The sequence below is a fragment of the Paenibacillus oryzae genome (assembly GCF_001675045.1).
Taxonomy (GTDB): Bacteria; Bacillota; Bacilli; order Paenibacillales; family Paenibacillaceae; genus Pristimantibacillus; species Pristimantibacillus oryzae.
The window spans coordinates 167770-184009 of sequence record NZ_LYPA01000080.1 but is presented as its reverse complement, the minus strand read 5'-3'; the positions used below and the strand labels follow the sequence as shown (position 1 = coordinate 184009).

The following is a 16240-nucleotide window of genomic DNA, read 5'->3' as shown; positions in this document are numbered from 1 at the left end:
TCTAGAGAATGTCGGAATATATCGTTTTAGGAGGACAGGATACATATGAAACGTTTTACACTGCTTTTTGTTGGAATGTCGGTGCTTTTAGCGTCATTCCTGCCCCTGTATGGCGGGGACCGGGCCGAGGCAGCCTTGTCGAATCCTCTGTTTAGTGACACAAGAGGGCATTGGGCGGACGAGACCATATCCGCAATGGTTGGCAGGGGTATTTTGGAGGGGTTCCCGGACGGGACTTTTCGCCCTGATGAGCCGGTCAAAGTAGATCAGTTTGTCAAAATGCTGGTGCTCTCTTACTCCGACCTGCATCAGAATGGCTCACGCAGCTGGAACAATGACTTCATGAGCTCGCTGAGTCCTGAGAACCAGGCAATTTTGAAGCAGGATTACCGTTATTTCAGCTTCCTGCCAGCTACAACCGGATATTGGGCAAAGGATTATATCGACATTGCCAGCGATCTTCATTTTCTCAATAAAAGCCGCTATAGCGATTTTCAGGCCAATATGACCAGAGAAAATGTGGCTGAGGTTATTTATTACACGCTTCAGGAAACCGAGTTTCTGGAGGACGGAGCTTTTGGCCAAAAGATGGCCCTGGCGTTTGGCGATATTAAGGGGGCCTCGGAGCGGGAGCAGCGTTTTATTGCAGAGGCGCTTGTGAAGGGCATTATGGAGGGCTACCCGGACGGCTTTTTCGGCGTTGGCCGTGAGGTTACACGCGCCCAGGCGCTTGTTATTCTAAACCGTCTGACTGCTCCTGATAAACGGATCAAAATCGCGGTATCACCCGATAAGCTGGAGCGAATTGTGCCAACCGCGAGCGGCGGAAGCAAAATCGTTATTTTCCCGGACAAAAGGATGTGGGATGCTTACGAATCCTTAATTGCGGTTGGACAGCTGCGCGGCTCCAATCATGATCTCTATGATACAACGCTGCGCCTGTACAAGGATCAGACCGAAAAGGAAAGCGTGCAAAACGCCGCCGGCTCGGTTTCCCTGAATGAAGAAGCAGCCATCTGGCTGGACCCCGCCTACAAAACCTATGGCATCACCATTCGCCTGAGAGAAGGAGCGCTTGCCCGCAACCGGGAAGCAGTGGAGCAATTCGCCAACGGATTGTTCGGCTACAATGCCAGCACCTTTAAGGAGCTGTTCAATAGCGTAGCTGCAAAAGTGGAAAGCGGCGAGCCCGTCTCCGCTACAAGTCTCGCAATCGGCAGCGATACCGTTAATGTACTGGTGGACGCGCGCAATAAAACCGTCATTTTTTCCATCGCCGTTAAAAAATAAAGCTTCCTGCGCCGGCCAGTTCAGCACGGCATTTTGCCTAATCCAAAGCCAGACAGCTGGCGCAGTAATAAGTCTGCTTAAATAAGGGGCTGTCCGAAAAGTCTGTTACGGTGAATAAATATTCATTCCGCTTGACTTTCGGGCAGCCCCTTATTGTTTACGGGCAGTTTGGGTGTTAGGGCAGTTTGGTTAATTTGCTCCGCCCAGCCTGCGGCTTTTGCTGCGCTCGCGCAGACGGTCGCGATAATGCTTTGGCGTCATGCCGGTATGCTTTTTGAACATTTTGATGAAATAACTCGTGGTCTGATACCCGATTTTTTCGGAAATGTCATCCAACGGCATGGCAGAGCTGCCCAGCATTTCTTTGGCGAGCTTTAACCGGTATTCCGTTATATAGTCGATAAAGTTGATGCCTTGCTCCTCCTTGAACAACACGCTGAAATAGCTGGGGTTCAGGTGGACGTGCCCTGCCACCTCTTTAATGGGAAGCCCCTCATGGATATGATCCTTGATATAGATCAGCGCTTTCGCAATGGCGGGATTCAGAACGGCATCTTGCCCCGCGCTCCTATCTACGAGGTCCGACGAAAGGGGATACCCTGAGCTTGATCCTGCGCCTGGACCTTGCAAGCCCCTATCACTGCTGCCTGTCAAGCTGTTGTCCGAGTTAAGCGAGGTTTCCTCTTGCTGTCGTGCGGCAAGCGCTTTTCCAACCGCCTCCAGCAGCTGCTCCTGCCGAACCGGCTTTAGCAGGTAATCGACTGCGCCTAACCGCAGGGCGCTTTGGGCATAGGCAAACTCCGCAAATCCTGTCAGCAGAATACAGGGCAGCAGCATCTCTAGGCTCCTGACCTCCTCCAACAGCCTGATACCGTCCATAACCGGCATGCGAATGTCCGTGACCAGCAGATCAAAGCGGCGCTGCCGCAGCTGCTCCAGCGCATCTGCTCCGTTAACCGCCGTCTCCACGGTTGCTTCCGTTCCACCCCATTCGCGCAGCGTTGCCGCAACTCCGTTGCGTGCATTCGGCTCGTCGTCAACTACCAATATGACAGGGGACTTCATAACACGCCTTCCTCCCTCCACGCCAGCCTCAAGGAAACCGTCGTCCCTTCTCCCGGCTTGCTGACTATCGTTATGCCGCTTTCCTCGCCGTACTGAAGCTGCACCAGCTTGTGAACGTTGAACAGGCCTATACCGCGCCCGTTCAACGGCAGCTCGCGCCTTGTTTCCTTTTGCAGCCTCGCCTGAATCTCTCCCAGCTTATCCGCGCCGATGCCAATCCCGTTGTCCCTGATTTCCACAACCAGAAACAGCCCTTCCCTGCGCGCCGAAATTTGAATCGCGCCCCCGCCGTCCAGCGGCTCGATGCCATGCACAATAGCATTTTCGACTAATGGCTGAATGGTCAATTTGGGAATTCTGCAGGACAGCGTTGCGGGGTCAACCTGGAATTCCACCGTCAGACGCTCCTGCCAGCGCAGCTTCATCAGGTCGATATAACGCCTGACCTGATCCACCTCCTGCTCCAGCCTTACGAGGCCGCTCCCGTCATCGTTCATAATGCTATAGCGGAACAAATCCGCCAGCAGAACAATGTAGCGGGACAGCTCCTTTTCCCCTTTTGCTACATGCGCCCAATAAATCGAATCCAGCGTGTTGAACAAAAAATGGGGGTTGATCTGGGAATGCAGGGCTGTGATCTCACTTTTGCTTTTGACAATTTCGATTTCGTAGACGGATTTGATCAGATGGTTAATCTCCTGCACCATTCGATTGTATTTGCGGTTGAGCAGATTGACCTCGCGGTTAAAATACAGCTCCGCGTTTTCCTTCAGGCCGCCCTCTGTTCCTTGCTGAATAACGCCGGCCAGCTTTTTGATCGGCGAAGTAATGAAGCGGGAGAGGTAGTATGAAAGAAAAGCAAACAATACGACGCTGCCCAAGCTTGCGCCCAAGAGCACGTATTGAATAAACAAGGTATCGCCCATAACCGTTTTTTTGGGCAAATGGATTTCCAGGCTCCAGTCGCTGCCTTCTATCGCGCGATTGACCGTGATATATCTGTCCTGCTTGGCTCTTTCCTGCGGGAGCGGCTCGTTTCCGTTCTCCGAGGCGATTACCTCATTGTTTTCATCCAGCAAATACATGCGGCTGCCCTTCATCTTGGCGTCGTCGGTGCCAATAAAATCAATAAGCGACCGCTTTACCTTAACAGCCAAATACCCCGCCTTTGCGTAGTCCAGACGTTCCAGCTTGATTTGTCTGATGGCCAGCAAATAATCGGGGTCTTCGGGATCGCGGGCGAGCCATTGCAGCATGCCGGCGTTAAAGCTTTCATCCGCCTTGTTCACAAGCTGCGCGCCCACCCGCTCCTGTATGCTTTTGTCAACGATGGGATAAACGCTGCCTTCCAGCGAATAAAGCTCCATCTCCTGAATCGTTTCGGAATAAACCGTTTTTTCCTGCATCAGCCCCCGGATTTTCATCCTTTCCGCATAGGTAGCGGTTTGGCCTTGCAGCTCATCGGCCAGTCTGTCCTGAATGCGCTCGTCCATGGCAAGCTGCAATGTCAACACATTGATTTCGTTCAGCAATGATTTCAGGCGCCCGCTAGTCTGGACGGCGATTTCATCGGTATATTGAAGCGCATTTCGTTTCTGGACTCCCGCCAAAAGCATATAGATGCTCCCGACCGTCACAACCAGCACCAGCGTCATTGTCGCAATAAACCCGATAAAAATTTGCCCTCTGGTTTGATCCAGTCCCCATGCTCTAAGCAAACGCATCTGTCATCATTCCATTTCTGTAATTGCATTAGGGTGCTCAAAAAGCCCGCTTTCCATTATACAGCATGGCTTGCGGACCTTTTGAGCCTTCATTTATTGAACATCGCCAGGATAAATCATAATTTTGATGCTGGTTTCCTTTTCGGTTCTTGCCATTTCTACCGCTTGCTTGATATAGTCAAGACCAAACTTGTGGGTAATGATCCGTTCAACATCAAGTCCGCCCTTCGCCAATGCCGCAATTGCGGTGGGGTACGTATTGGCGTAGCGGAACAATCCAAATACGTCGAACTCGGAATCGATCAGGTGGTTGGTGTTGACCGGAATTTCGTCAGCGGCAGGCATGCCTACCAATACGACGCGTCCTCCGCGGCGCACAGCTGCAAATCCGGCGCCGATCGCACGGCCGTTGCCCGAGGTTTCGATCAGCACATCCGCCCCGTGTCCGCCGGTCAGTTGCCCGATTGCTTCTCCAACATCCTGCGCAGAGGGATCAAACACAGCTGTCACGCCCAGCTCCAAAGCCAGCTCGCGCCGGTAGGCCACAACGTCGGAGGCGTAAATTTCCGTTACGCCGTACATTTTGGCCGCCTGAATCGCAAGCAAGCCGATTGGTCCCAGACCCGTCACCAAAACACGGTCCCCCGGCTTGACGCTGCCGCGATTCATGGCATGGATGCCGACGGAAAACGGCTCGATCAACGCTCCTTGCTCAAAGCTCATGCTATCTGGCATTTTAAACACAAAGTCGCTTCGGATCGCCACATATTCGGCCCAAGCTCCATCAACAGGCGGCGTAGCCATAAACACAACGTCCGGGCATAAATTATACCGTCCGGATTTGCAATAATCGCAGCGGCCGCAAGTAACGCCCGGCTCTACCGCAACGCGATCGCCCACTTCAACATTCGCCACGGCCGCGCCTTTGGCAACGATGACGCCCGCAAGCTCATGACCCAAAATAATAGGGGCTTCCACCACGTAACGCCCGATTCGTCCATGCTCGTAATAGTGTACATCGGAGCCGCAAACCCCAATACAATGAACCTTGAGCAATACCTCGTCGTCCTTTGGCGTCGGGATAGCAACTTCCTTGACCTCTATATCTAGCGGCTTGTTCAGCACCGCCGCCTTCATTTTGTTTGCTTCCATACCGTTATCTCTCCTCCATTTCGCGATAAGCAAAATAATCAAAGTCGGCGTATTTGCCCGTTCCGCCCAAGTCCTGCGCACAAAGTCCAATAAATGCTCCCGTGAAGCCTTGATCAAGCAAATAATGACCAACAACTGTTTCCGCATTTTCATCGGAAATTTTACCCGCGTCCAGCACCGGGCCAACGGGCAGCCATTCCAGACCGTCGCTGGAATAATGGAATTGAAGTCTGCTGTAGTCAAGGGTTAGCTTGAGATAAATGCGATCCCAGCCCTCTACGGATATTGGCGCATCCAGCGGCTCGTCATAAATGCCGCGGTCGCTGCTCATGAGGCCGATGCAACGGCCAGCCGTCTCGTCCCAGCTAACAAACAAATAGTAGTAGTTTTTTTGATTATAATAATAGACCAGTCCCGCCATCTGCTGGTAGTGCTGCGGGTCATACTCCAGGCAGGTTTCCGCCTCCGCCGTAAATGCCTGCTGTCTGCGGGCAATCAGGCTTTGTTCAAAAGCCGAATAAAGCGACTGCCGCCCGCGAAGCCTCAAGAAGCCCGGGCGTTCCTTCAGGCTTGCCCATTGCTCCTGTAAAGGCTCCCGCAGGGTCTGGAAATGAATGCTCAGACCGTCTCCGTCAAAATGATCCACCTCCGGCTCTGCCGGCCAAGGATGCTCCGGCAGCAGAGGCCGGGCGACCTCGTTCAGCGGATGATGCCCGCCGCTCTCCAGGCGCAGCCAGCCGTCCTCGGTCCAGCGCACCCGCTGGAGCGCCGTCTCCCGTCCCAGATTGCATTGCATGGAGGGACGAAGCGGCCTTCCGCACAGGTGGGCGATATAAAACTCGCCGCCTTGCGTTTCAACGAGACTGGCATGGCCCGCTCTTTGCAAATAGAGAGAAGGATCGTCGGCGGAGGTAATGAGCGGTCCCGCAGGATCTGCTTCATACGGTCCGAACAGCGATGCGGAACGCGCAACCGTGGCGGCATGTCCAAAACGCGTGCCTCCTTCGGCGGTCATCAAATAATAATAGTCGCCATGACGATACAAATGCGGCCCTTCCGTCAAGCCTAGCTCCGTCCCGTTGAACAGCGGGAATACCGGGCCAATGAGCTTTTTCTGCTCCGTGCAATATTGCTGCATCACAATTCCGCCAAACGGATTCTTTCCCTTGCGATGATCCCAAACGAGGTTGAGCAGCCACTTTCGGCCATCCTCGTCATGAAACAGCGAGGGATCAAAGCCGCTGCTGTTCAAATAAACCGGCTCCGACCACGGCCCCGTAATATGCTCCGACGTGACCAAATAATTAATGGTATCCTTGAACGGGCCCAGATGGCTTTTGACATCGGTATAAATTAAATAGAAGATGCCGTCGCTGTAGCTAAGGCAAGGCGCCCAGATGCCGCCGGAATCGGGATTGCCCGCCATATCCAGCTGACTCTTGCGAGTCAGCGGATGGGTGAGCAGCCGCCAGTTGACCAGATCTCTGGAATGGTGGATCTGCACGCCGGGAAACCATTCAAACGTTGAGGTTGCAATATAGTAGTCGTCCCCGACCCTTACAATGGAAGGGTCGGGATTAAAACCTCTCAAAATCGGATTTTGAATTGGCTTTTGAATCATGGCTTGATCTCGCTAAGAATGCTTTTTGCGTCAGAGCCGGCTTTGCCGGTAATTGCGCCAACCGCATTCAGGAACTGCTCTGCGCGCTTCGCATCCAGCGTCTGGTCATAATAGCCGAAGAAGCCGCCCAGGTTTTTGCTGATATAATCATCGTAACGGAAAGCAAGCGGATGCATGTTGGCCTCCTCCAGACCCGGATTTTTCATCGGGCTGATGTTGGCGCCTTCATTGATTTCCTTGCGCTGCTCGGGGCTGGTCAGGAACGATACAACCTCGTAAGCGGCCTCCTGATTCGTTTTGGATGAAATCGCCATACCCGCGCCGAAGCCTCCATGATAAACATTAACATTGCCTACGCCGCCTTCAACGGCCGGGAATGGCACAAAATCCAGCTTTTCCGCGATATCATCACCCAGGAAAGCCTCCATCGCCCACTCGCCCTGCAAATACATCGCCGCTCGTTCGTTGGTGAACAGCGCCTCGGCGGCAGCGTAGTCAAGACCCAGGAAGCCGTTGACAAAGCCTTTGTGTTCAACCGCCAGCTTCTGGAGCAGCTCTCCTGCCTGAACGAATGTATCTGTGGCAAAATCGGTTTCGCCCGCTTTCGCTTTCTCAAACGGCTCCATGCCGCCAACGCGCTGCGCCAGATAAGAGAACCAATGGAGAAGCGGCCAACGATCCTTGCCGGCTACAGTAATAGGCGTAATGTTTTTTTCGTTCAGCTTGTCCACCACTTGCAGCAGCTCGTCGAAGGTTGCCGGAGGCGTCAGGCTGTTTTGCTCGAAAATCTCTTTGTTGTACCACAGCGAAACGCCGCTGAACAAAACAGGGATGCCGTAGTTTTTATTGTCGTACGTAAACGTTTCCAATCCGCCCGGCAGCACATCCTCTTTAAACGCCGAATCCTTATTCAGATAAGGGGTCAGATCACCAAGCAGCCCGTTGTCCACAAGGGTATCAAACGTTTCGCCGCTCCAATAGGTAATAATATCGGGCAGCTGATTGCCTGCGATAGCAACCTTCATTTTAGTTTTCAAGGCTTCATCCTCGAAAAATTCCGCTTTAACTTGAATATTGTCATGAGTGCTGTTGAACTGCTCCAGCGATTTTTCAATAATGGCCCGATTGCGCGTTTCCATGCTCCACATCGTCAATTGCGTAACTTCGCCGCCTCCAGGCTTGCTTGAGGCAGAGCCGCCTTTGTTTTCATTGCCGCCGGACTTGCCGCAAGCGGTCGCAAAAATCATCATTAGGGCCAATACAATTACTGTCCATTTTTTCATGCTGTTGTCTCCCCTTATATTTAGAATAATATATAGCAAACTAATTTGCTAACGGTTTTGAGCGGGGTTCAGCCTTTGACTGAACCCGCGGCTACGCCCTTATGGACGTATTTCTGAAGAAAAGCGTACATAATGATAATCGGCGTTGTCGTAATGACCAGCGCGGCGCTGATCAGAGAGTAGTCGGCGCTGAAGTTGCCTTTGAACATCATCAGCCCCAGCGGCAGCGTTTTTAAGGAATCGCTGGACACCATAATAAGCGGGAATACAAAGTCGTTCATAATATTGAAGAAGGACAATATCGTGACTGTAGCCAGCACGGGCTTCGCCAGCGGAAAATAGATTTTGAAAAAGGTCTGGTAAATGTTGCACCCGTCCACCAGCGCCGCTTCCTCCAGCTCCTTCGGAATTTCGCGGAAAAAGCCGTAGGCCAGAAATATAGCAAGCGGCAGATTAAAGGCAATGTACGGGAAAAATAACGCCCAAAACGTATCATACGCTTTCAAGCTGTTCGCCATCGTAAACAGCGGAATCAGCGTGCTGTGAATTGGAATCATCATGCCTAGCAGGAACATGCCTAGCAGAAGCTTGGAGCCCTTAAAGGCCCTTGTGGACAAATAAAACCCGATCAAGGTGGAGGCAATTAGCAAGCCGATAACGGAAAACAGCGTGATGTATAAGCTGTTGAACAAATATCCGCTGATGCCTTCGTTCCAGGCATTCACATAGTTTTGAAATTTCCATTCCGCTGGTATGCCCCACGGATTGGCGAAATATTCCTTATTGCTTTTGAAGGACGATATCAGCATCCAGACAAAGGGATATCCTGTAATGACCAGATGGAACAGAAAAACGATATAGATGGCAACGCGGCTTGTTTTTTTGACTGGCAAGATGTTATCCCTCCTATTGGAACCTGGCTGTCCCTTTGCTCAGCAGCTTGTTGATCACAAGCGCAAGCACAAGGCCAAACAGCAGCAGAAATGTTGATATAGCGCTTCCATATCCAAAATCCATCTGTTTAAAAGCATTGCTCATCATGTAGCTCGCCAGCACTTCGCTGGAATGATTGGGGCCGCCGTTCGTCATAATGTAGATCAGGTCAAAATATTTGAGCGAGTTAATGACGCAGTTCAGCACAGTAAAGGTAATAGTAGGCCAGATCAGCGGAATTTGAATCCGGAAAAAGATGGTCCATTCCTTCGCGCCTTCCATTCGCGCCGATTCCAGCACCTCGTCCGAGATGTTCTGCAGCGCCGCAAAATAAACGACAATGTAAAAGCCGATAAACTGCCAGGCTACAACTGCGATAACCGATAGCAGCGCCGTTGATTCGTCGCCAAGCCAGGTTTGCGTCCAGCTCTCCAGCCCCAGCTTAATCAGCAAATTGTTCAGCAGGCCAAAGTTGGGATCATAGATTTGGCCCCACAGGATGCCAAGCACCGCCGTCGAAAGCATAACAGGAGTAAAATAAATCGTTTTCAAAAAATTCGACCCTCGCAGCCCTATGCTCAGCAGCGCCGCCATAACAAGACCAACCGGAAGCTGTACGATCAAAGCGCCCAAGGTCAGATACAGCGAATTTTGAAGCGCTTTCCAAACGACGGGATCGTCAAACAGCTTGATGTAATTGTCGATTCCGCTCCAAACCTTGGGCGAAATGCCGTTCCAATCATGGAAGCTGTAGAACACGCTCATTGCAATCGGGATTGCAACAACGCCTAAAAATATGACTAGCGCCGGACCCATAAAAAATAGTCCGCCTACCGCTTTTTGCATGCCTTTTTCTCTCATATGCTCTCTCCTTGCTGTCCCAAGATTGCGCTTTCATTTTCTATGTGTCTAATCTTAGCAACATTTTGAGCGTTTGATATGTCACGATAATTGGGTAAAATGGTTCATTCATTGGAGAATGACAGACACGATTGATACGCCTATTGGGGAAATAAAACATTATATTGGATAAAAAAGGGTATGTAATGGGCGGAAATACGGAAATCAGGCACGGACAAAAAAAGCCCCCTTCGCCGGGCACGCAAGGGCGGCCACAGGCAAAAGCGGCTATTGCACAACAAAATGATGAGGATGTTTTTGAGGATTACTCCAGGGTGTAATGAAGTTCTAGCTGCACTCAGCGGTCCAGACACGCCAGCTTGTACGTTCGCCCATATTGTTTGCCGTAATGCACGATCCGGCGAATCATGGTTTGATCCTGCAGCACCGCAAACGGGCAATGATCCGGCCGGGTGTTGACTTCCAGAATCCAGGGCCGCAGTTCACGGTCCAAAGCGACGTCGACGCCAATTTCCTTCATGCCGGGATACGTCCGCCTCAACGTCTTAATCGTATTTACCCCCATACTGGACAACCGGGACAATAGCCCTTTTATTTGCTGGGGGCTCGCATAAGGACGCAAAACCTGCTCGGCAGGCAGAATCGTTCCCCCTTGGCTGCCATTGGTTACTATTTTTCCGGGGTAAGCGATTCGGGCAACGATACCCGTTGCTTCAAATCCGCCGGAGGGAGCTTGCTGCACCACCACCCTGAGATCGAACCGCCTGCCTTCGTAAGTCAGCAAATGAATGCCTTTTTGGATCAGATGCCTCTTGCCGCCGGCTGTTTTTTTCAAGGAATGATAAAGGCTTTTGTAGCTGGAAAACTGATTTTTATGGCCTCCAAGCTGATAACCATAGGAAACTCTATCAGAGGCATCCTCTTTTTCGACTCGCATCACCCCTTTGCCCATAGAGCCTACTACTGGTTTTACATAGACCATTCCATAAGAATCAAGCATGCTTTGCAATGCGTTAACGTTAAGGCGTCTGGTCGGCGGGACATATTTGCGCAGTTCGCGGTCACGCAGCAAAGCATTCGTTTTTGCCCATTTATCGCCCGTTTTCCTCCTGTATTGACTGATCGTCGCCTTTTTTGCCCACATCGATTACAATCCTTCTCCCTTCCTTTACGCTTGTTTTCCAATCCCTCCGTGCGGTTGTCCGCCTAGCAACTAGATGATTGTCTCTATTGCTCTCATTCTATTATTACTATACGCTCGGCATTCCTTTATGTACGTAGGCCTCTGTCGTCATGAACGAAGCGCTTGACAATAGGTGCAGCAATTTCTATATTTAATTTAATGCAATTTAATTGGCTAAAATCAGAAATCAGCACTTGACTTCAACCGAGATGAAACGCTGCGGGACAGAGGGTTCTTCCGATCGCTGTTAAAGCCCGATTCCTTTTATTTTTATGAGTACTATGGTGGGAATCGGTCTTTAAAGGCGAACACTTCAAATGTTCTGAAAGAACATCGCTTCGTAAGCATATGCCTTCTCCAGAATCCCTCTGCCCCTCCGCTAAGCTCTGTTTTCTGTCAAGCACTGATTATTAGGTTAAGCCATTTAACTTTATGAAGTTAAATAAACCAAAACCGGAGGTTATAATGGATTCCGCCAACCCGCTTAAGCTAAATAATCAGATTTGCTTCTCACTGTATTCATGCTCGCGCGAGATCACGAAGCTGTATCGGCCGCTTCTGCAAAACCTCGGCTTGACCTATACGCAATACATTGCCATGCTGGCTCTGTGGGAGCAGGACAAAATTACCGTCAGCGAGCTGGGAAACCGGCTGTATCTGGATTCCGGCACGCTAACTCCTCTTCTTAAAAAGCTGGAAGCCGCCGGCCTCGTGACGCGCACCCGCGACAAAAAGGATGAGCGCAGCGTGCTTATTGAGCTGACCGGGCAAGGCTCAGCCTTGCGGGAGCAAGCGCTTGGCATCCCCGAGCAGCTGGCCTGCCAATTAGGCGCAACCCCGCAGGAGGGCATGGAATTGCTAAAGCTGATGCATACGCTGATGGATCGGATTCAGGCCGGTCAAAGCGAGGAGGCTTAACCCGGAATTTCCGGGCTAAGTCTCCTTATTCGTGATCAAATGTTAATGCCGCGGCAAGGTCAACACCTTCATGAAACTTTCGCCGTCCAGCAGTATTGTGATACTATAAATCTGGATTATGTCTAAGGAGGAATAGGCTTGTTTAACAAACGCAGCAACAAACGCTACATGCTTTCAGCTCTTCTCCTGTTAGCCATCCTGCTTGTCCTTGCAGGATGCGGGGTCGACCGGAAATCCCCGAACACGGGAGGAGCAGCAGGCGGCGGCTCAACACCGTCAACAGAGACGGCAACGCCATCTCCATCGCCGTCGCCGGAACCAACGCCGGAGCCGACGCCAGAAGGCCCAGAGCTGCTGGACTCGGACCAGCACCCTGAGGTTACGCTTGAAATCAGCAATGGCAAAAATGTCGTTATCGAGCTTTACCCTGAGGTGGCCCCGAACTCCGTCAGCAACTTTGTGTCGCTGGTGAAGCAAGGCTTCTACGACGGTCTGATCTTCCACCGTGTCATTCCCGGCTTTATGATTCAAGGCGGTGATCCCGAGGGTACCGGAATGGGCGGCCCGGGCTACAGCATTGCAGGCGAATTCAACAGCAACGGCTTCGAGAACGAGCTTAAGCATAAACGAGGCGTTCTATCCATGGCCCGTTCGGGGGATCCCAATTCCGCCGGCTCCCAATTTTTCATTATGGTAGAGGATGCGCCTCATTTGGACGGCGACTATGCGGCATTCGGACAAGTCATTGAAGGCCTAGACGCTGTCGATGAGATCGTCAACCAGAAAACAGGCGCAAACGACAGGCCAGTGGAGCCGCTTTCCATAACCAAAGCAACAGTCAACCTCAAAGAATTGACTATCGCCGAGCCTGAAAAAGTAGAGGGCTCCGAAACAACTGCCCAATAAAGCTGCATCACAGCTTTTCACTGCTGCTTCAACAAAAAAAGAACCTTCCGACCACATTGAAGTGGTTTGAAGGTTCTTTGCGCATGGGTGAACTTATTTAGGGCACGCCCTAATTCCTTTAGCCGATTTCTGCCGTTTCCATCAGAGCTTCCGCAGTATCCTCAGCAGATGAAGCTGCGGTAGCAACCTCGTCATCCCGATAAGCCAGCAGTCGTATGGCCTCAAAGTCTGGCGTAAGCACCAGGTTATCCAGATAGGCTGAAACCATGCTGAACGGCCTTCTCGCCCGGTTCAGCTGATCAATGATTTCCTGCCCCGTGCCGATTCCGATTCCGTGCCCAAAATACAGATTGTCGTCCAGCACCACGACATTTTCGCCTTGCCACTCCGGCGTTCGCGGATCATGATCGGGATTTTTAAAATACAGCACATCGCCATGATACACCTCGTTTAAATTATAGGTTGTAATCAGGCGCATATCCCGGTCATATTGCCAATCCCGCAGGAACAGATTTTGAAAGTGCCGGTCAAAGGCGGCTGGGCCGATTGCATCCAACACCGCTTTGTACAACAAAATAATGATGGCTCCGGCGCATTCGAATGCATAAAGATGGCCGTTTTCATAAATATCCGCCACGGCTACGGACGGCGGCACGCCGGGCCTGAGCAGAAAGCCGCCATTGGGCGTACGTATCCAGTACCGTTCATTGCAGCGGGAATTGCTAAAGGTCGCAAAGCTAACACCGCTAGTATACATATCCTTGGCGGATTGAACGATATGCGACCTTAATTTCAACTCAAATAGAAGCGATTCCAGATTCGGGTAACGGTAAACGACAGGGCTGTTCATTTTCCTCTGAAGCGTTTTTCGTTCAAGCTCGGTCAGCATCCGAGGCGGGATCTGAGCGGAGCTGCCATCCAATATTACAATCACGCTGTTTCCCCCAAGCCAGGTTAATGGATTAGGTTATTGTACGTGGGCATAGCGGAAAGTGTGAAACGGGATTATTCCGGCAGCAAACCAGCCTCGATCAGTCCATTGCGTATGCCTCGCTCATCGACATGCGTCGTCACATAATCGGCATAAGGCAGCAGCTCGGGGTGGCTATTGCCCATGGCTACGCCAAAGCCGACAAAATCAAGCATCTCCTTATCATTCAATCCGTCGCCAAAAGCGACCGCATTCTCCGCCGTGTAGCCAAGCTCTTTGAGCAAGGCGGCAATGCCTTCAGCCTTGGAGCCGCCCAGCGGAAGCACATCCATAGCGAAGGGATGCCAGCGGATCAGCGTAAAGTCGCTTTTTAAGCTTTCGTACAACGGCTCGTCCTGACTTTCGCAATGAAGAAACACTTGAAAGATGTCTTCATCCCGCCAGAAATCGGGATTATAGCCCGGCAAATCAACCTTCAGCGACAGCACAGACTCCGTTACGAAGGGATGATCCTCCCGATCGCTGTAGAAAGCATGCTCCCCTTCAAAAACAAGCCCGTGATCATGCTCCCCCGCCAGCTTGACCAGCGTCTCCAGGCTTTCCTTTGCAATTTGCCGTTTATAAAGCGGCTGTCCCTTGTACACCACATATCCGCCGTTCAGGCAAACAAAGGATTGTATGCCAAGACTTTCAGCCAGCGGCTTTATGAAATACGGTGCTCTTCCTGTTGCGATAACAGGCTCTACTCCACGTTCCTTCAGCTCTTTTATGGCAAGAATGGTGTCCTGCGGAATTTCCTTTTCCTCGTTAACCAATGTTCCGTCAATATCAAAAAATACGATTTTATAGCTCATGCTGACATTCTCCTATCCCATTTTTCTATATGGCCATTCTACCATAACAAACGAGGTTGAATGGCTTTTTTCCTCTTTATTAGTCATTGACCGCTTTGCTCATTTAAGGTATAGTATGAAACAAATATAGTGACCGGCCGGGAAGCACCCGCAAGGATAGAGCAAGCTCTGTCCATGCGGGTGCTTTTTGCGTTGCCGCCGGTTTGATGAAGGAGGATGATCGTTTGACAGCTCTACTCACAAAACAAGTGAAGGTTTGGCTGGTTTTATCGCTGCTGTGTGCAGCAGTATGGACAGGCTTCACGCCAACCGCCGCTGCCGCTCCATTTGTTTTCAGCAGCTCTGTCCAAAAGGCCTTTGACAGCATGACGCAATCGGCAACATCCGCCAATGGGGCGGAGCTTAAACAGCGTTACGCGGAATTGCAGAAGCTGCAGCAGGAGGAAGTGAAGCTCGACACCGCTATCAGCAAGCTTCACTACAGCAATGAGGAGAGAGACCAGAACCTTCGCAAGGCAATCAGAGAAATAGACACCGGCAAAATAGGCTCGCTGGAAAGCGAGGTTTCCAAAGCAAAGAAAAAATATGAGCCGTTATTTTCATTGCATGAAGCTCAAAAAAAGCAGCTAAGCCTGGCCAAAGCCGCCAAAAACAAAACGTTGACGTCCTACTACCAGATTCAGACCGACATTACAAAAGCAGCCGTACAGCTCGCCAAGCAGGATATTGCCAACAAAACCGCAACGCATAAAAAGGCCAAAGCCGACGCTTCAGCCAAAATGAAGATGCTGCGGGACATGCTGTTTCCCAACAAAGGTTACTCAAGCCAGATTAAAGCAGCCAAAAGCGAAGCCTCCAGCGCCAGAAAGCTGTTGACCGCCGAGCTCAAAACCTTAAATCAAGTCATCAGAAAGGGAGATGTGCAGGCCTCCTTGTCCTCTCTAAACAAAGCACTGAATCATCAACGGAAAATCAATGATCGCAAAACAACCATTCAAACACTCGAAAATACGATAAGCGATACATTACGTAAAGCGGAAGCCAAGCTCAAAACGCTATAAGGCCTTATTTTGAACGGGCTTTACTCACAAAAAACGCAACAATTTGCACCACGCTTCCTGCGGCAAAACCGCATATGGTAAATAGCATAAACGTAAGGAAGCCGGCCAAATCCTCCCAGCCTGTCTGTTCCGCAGTATAAGCCGACATGGCAATTAATCCGGCTATCAAGCCGGCATTGGAGAAAAGCCATATCCAGCGGGCGCCAAGCCAGCCCGCCAGGCTGAATACGAGAGATATCACCGCGCCAAGCAGAGCAAAACGCAGCATATGAACAGAGGTCAAGGTTTGCCCGTTAATACCAAAACGTATGAGCCATAGCGCGCCGCTTGTTAACAGGGTTGACAATAAAGCAATGCTCCACCATCTTTTGCTTCCGGCTGCAGGTATCCACCGCATAAAGCCACACTCCTCTTAGAAGTAGTTGTACTTTTAAAACGCAGCATACAGCGGTTTTGTT

The 16240-nt window shown here is 51.0% G+C and carries 15 protein-coding genes; 4 read left to right on the top strand and 11 right to left on the bottom strand.

The window, feature by feature from the left end; genetic code table 11:
* The first annotated feature begins 45 nt into the window (after positions 1-45).
* Positions 46-1290: an S-layer homology domain-containing protein gene (locus A7K91_RS24775; protein ID WP_068687165.1), complete on the top strand. Its 1245-nt coding sequence runs from the start codon at positions 46-48 to the stop codon at positions 1288-1290.
* A 189-nt stretch (positions 1291-1479) separates the two neighbouring features.
* Here A7K91_RS24775 and A7K91_RS24770 read toward each other — a convergent pair whose 3' ends face one another.
* The 8 genes from A7K91_RS24770 to A7K91_RS24735 form a co-directional block, all read right to left on the bottom strand.
* Positions 1480-2355 (bottom strand): response regulator transcription factor, encoded by an 876-nt coding sequence (locus A7K91_RS24770; RefSeq protein ID WP_068687164.1) that lies wholly within the window; start codon positions 2353-2355, stop codon positions 1480-1482.
* Positions 2352-4079, bottom strand: a complete 1728-nt coding sequence (locus A7K91_RS24765; protein ID WP_068687163.1) for a sensor histidine kinase — start codon at positions 4077-4079, stop codon at positions 2352-2354. Before A7K91_RS24765 ends, A7K91_RS24770 begins: the two co-directional genes overlap by 4 nt.
* A 93-nt stretch (positions 4080-4172) precedes the next feature.
* Entirely contained in the window at positions 4173-5231 is a 1059-nt protein-coding gene (locus A7K91_RS24760) for an NAD(P)-dependent alcohol dehydrogenase (RefSeq protein ID WP_068687162.1), read from the bottom strand.
* Positions 5232-5235: 4 nt separating this feature from the next.
* The gene (locus A7K91_RS24755; RefSeq protein WP_068687161.1) at positions 5236-6852 is read right to left on the bottom strand and encodes a glycoside hydrolase family 43 protein; all 1617 of its coding nucleotides are present in this window, start codon (positions 6850-6852) and stop codon (positions 5236-5238) included.
* Positions 6849-8135, bottom strand: coding sequence for an ABC transporter substrate-binding protein (locus A7K91_RS24750; protein WP_068687160.1), 1287 nt, complete (start codon positions 8133-8135; stop codon positions 6849-6851). The genes A7K91_RS24755 and A7K91_RS24750 overlap by 4 nt, the downstream gene beginning before the upstream one ends.
* A gap of 68 nt (positions 8136-8203) precedes the next feature.
* Complete coding sequence (locus A7K91_RS24745) at positions 8204-9028, bottom strand: carbohydrate ABC transporter permease (RefSeq protein WP_082967734.1); 825 nt, start codon at positions 9026-9028, stop codon at positions 8204-8206.
* Positions 9029-9041: 13 nt separating this feature from the next.
* Positions 9042-9929, bottom strand: a complete 888-nt coding sequence (locus tag A7K91_RS24740) for a carbohydrate ABC transporter permease (protein ID WP_082967733.1) — start codon at positions 9927-9929, stop codon at positions 9042-9044.
* Between the two features lie 337 nt (positions 9930-10266).
* The gene (locus A7K91_RS24735; protein ID WP_068687158.1) at positions 10267-11073 is read right to left on the bottom strand and encodes a YheC/YheD family protein; all 807 of its coding nucleotides are present in this window, start codon (positions 11071-11073) and stop codon (positions 10267-10269) included.
* 504 nt (positions 11074-11577) lie between these two features.
* Between A7K91_RS24735 and A7K91_RS24730 the strand changes: the two genes are divergently transcribed.
* Both A7K91_RS24730 and A7K91_RS24725 read left to right on the top strand, forming a co-directional pair.
* Positions 11578-12030 carry a MarR family winged helix-turn-helix transcriptional regulator gene (locus tag A7K91_RS24730; RefSeq protein ID WP_068687157.1) on the top strand — a complete coding sequence of 151 codons (453 nt, stop codon included), beginning with the start codon at positions 11578-11580 and terminating at the stop codon, positions 12028-12030.
* Between the two features lie 168 nt (positions 12031-12198).
* On the top strand, positions 12199-12936 hold the full coding sequence (locus A7K91_RS24725; protein ID WP_068687381.1) for a peptidylprolyl isomerase: 738 nt from the start codon (positions 12199-12201) through the stop codon (positions 12934-12936).
* A gap of 118 nt (positions 12937-13054) precedes the next feature.
* Here the strand turns inward: A7K91_RS24725 and A7K91_RS24720 are convergent, their stop codons facing one another.
* A complete protein-coding gene (locus tag A7K91_RS24720; protein ID WP_068687156.1) occupies positions 13055-13870 on the bottom strand; it encodes a protein-glutamine gamma-glutamyltransferase in 816 nt (271 codons plus the stop codon).
* Positions 13871-13941: 71 nt separating this feature from the next.
* Entirely contained in the window at positions 13942-14721 is a 780-nt protein-coding gene (locus tag A7K91_RS24715; protein ID WP_068687155.1) for a Cof-type HAD-IIB family hydrolase, read from the bottom strand.
* A 224-nt stretch (positions 14722-14945) separates the two neighbouring features.
* Between A7K91_RS24715 and A7K91_RS24710 the strand changes: the two genes are divergently transcribed.
* The gene (locus tag A7K91_RS24710) at positions 14946-15782 is read left to right on the top strand and encodes a coiled-coil domain-containing protein (RefSeq protein WP_156739802.1); all 837 of its coding nucleotides are present in this window, start codon (positions 14946-14948) and stop codon (positions 15780-15782) included.
* 4 nt (positions 15783-15786) lie between these two features.
* On the opposite strand, the gene A7K91_RS24705 is transcribed toward A7K91_RS24710, so the two are convergent.
* The gene (locus A7K91_RS24705; protein WP_068687153.1) at positions 15787-16179 is read right to left on the bottom strand and encodes a hypothetical protein; all 393 of its coding nucleotides are present in this window, start codon (positions 16177-16179) and stop codon (positions 15787-15789) included.
* Positions 16180-16240: the final 61 nt, after the last annotated feature.

What these genes read in the sequence shown, in the direction of transcription:
- A7K91_RS24740 (WP_082967733.1), bottom strand. Translation starts at nt 9,929, where the DNA reads ATGAGAGAAAAAGGCATGCAAAAAGCGGTAGGCGGACTATTTTTTATG.
- A7K91_RS24760 (WP_068687162.1), bottom strand. Translation starts at nt 5,231, where the DNA reads ATGGAAGCAAACAAAATGAAGGCGGCGGTGCTGAACAAGCCGCTAGAT.
- A7K91_RS24725 (WP_068687381.1), top strand. Translation starts at nt 12,199, where the DNA reads ATGCTTTCAGCTCTTCTCCTGTTAGCCATCCTGCTTGTCCTTGCAGGA.
- A7K91_RS24750 (WP_068687160.1), bottom strand. Translation starts at nt 8,135, where the DNA reads ATGAAAAAATGGACAGTAATTGTATTGGCCCTAATGATGATTTTTGCG.
- A7K91_RS24735 (WP_068687158.1), bottom strand. Translation starts at nt 11,073, where the DNA reads ATGTGGGCAAAAAAGGCGACGATCAGTCAATACAGGAGGAAAACGGGC.
- A7K91_RS24770 (WP_068687164.1), bottom strand. Translation starts at nt 2,355, where the DNA reads ATGAAGTCCCCTGTCATATTGGTAGTTGACGACGAGCCGAATGCACGC.
- A7K91_RS24755 (WP_068687161.1), bottom strand. Translation starts at nt 6,852, where the DNA reads ATGATTCAAAAGCCAATTCAAAATCCGATTTTGAGAGGTTTTAATCCC.
- A7K91_RS24765 (WP_068687163.1), bottom strand. Translation starts at nt 4,079, where the DNA reads ATGCGTTTGCTTAGAGCATGGGGACTGGATCAAACCAGAGGGCAAATT.
- A7K91_RS24705 (WP_068687153.1), bottom strand. Translation starts at nt 16,179, where the DNA reads ATGCGGTGGATACCTGCAGCCGGAAGCAAAAGATGGTGGAGCATTGCT.
- A7K91_RS24715 (WP_068687155.1), bottom strand. Translation starts at nt 14,721, where the DNA reads ATGAGCTATAAAATCGTATTTTTTGATATTGACGGAACATTGGTTAAC.
- A7K91_RS24775 (WP_068687165.1), top strand. Translation starts at nt 46, where the DNA reads ATGAAACGTTTTACACTGCTTTTTGTTGGAATGTCGGTGCTTTTAGCG.
- A7K91_RS24730 (WP_068687157.1), top strand. Translation starts at nt 11,578, where the DNA reads ATGGATTCCGCCAACCCGCTTAAGCTAAATAATCAGATTTGCTTCTCA.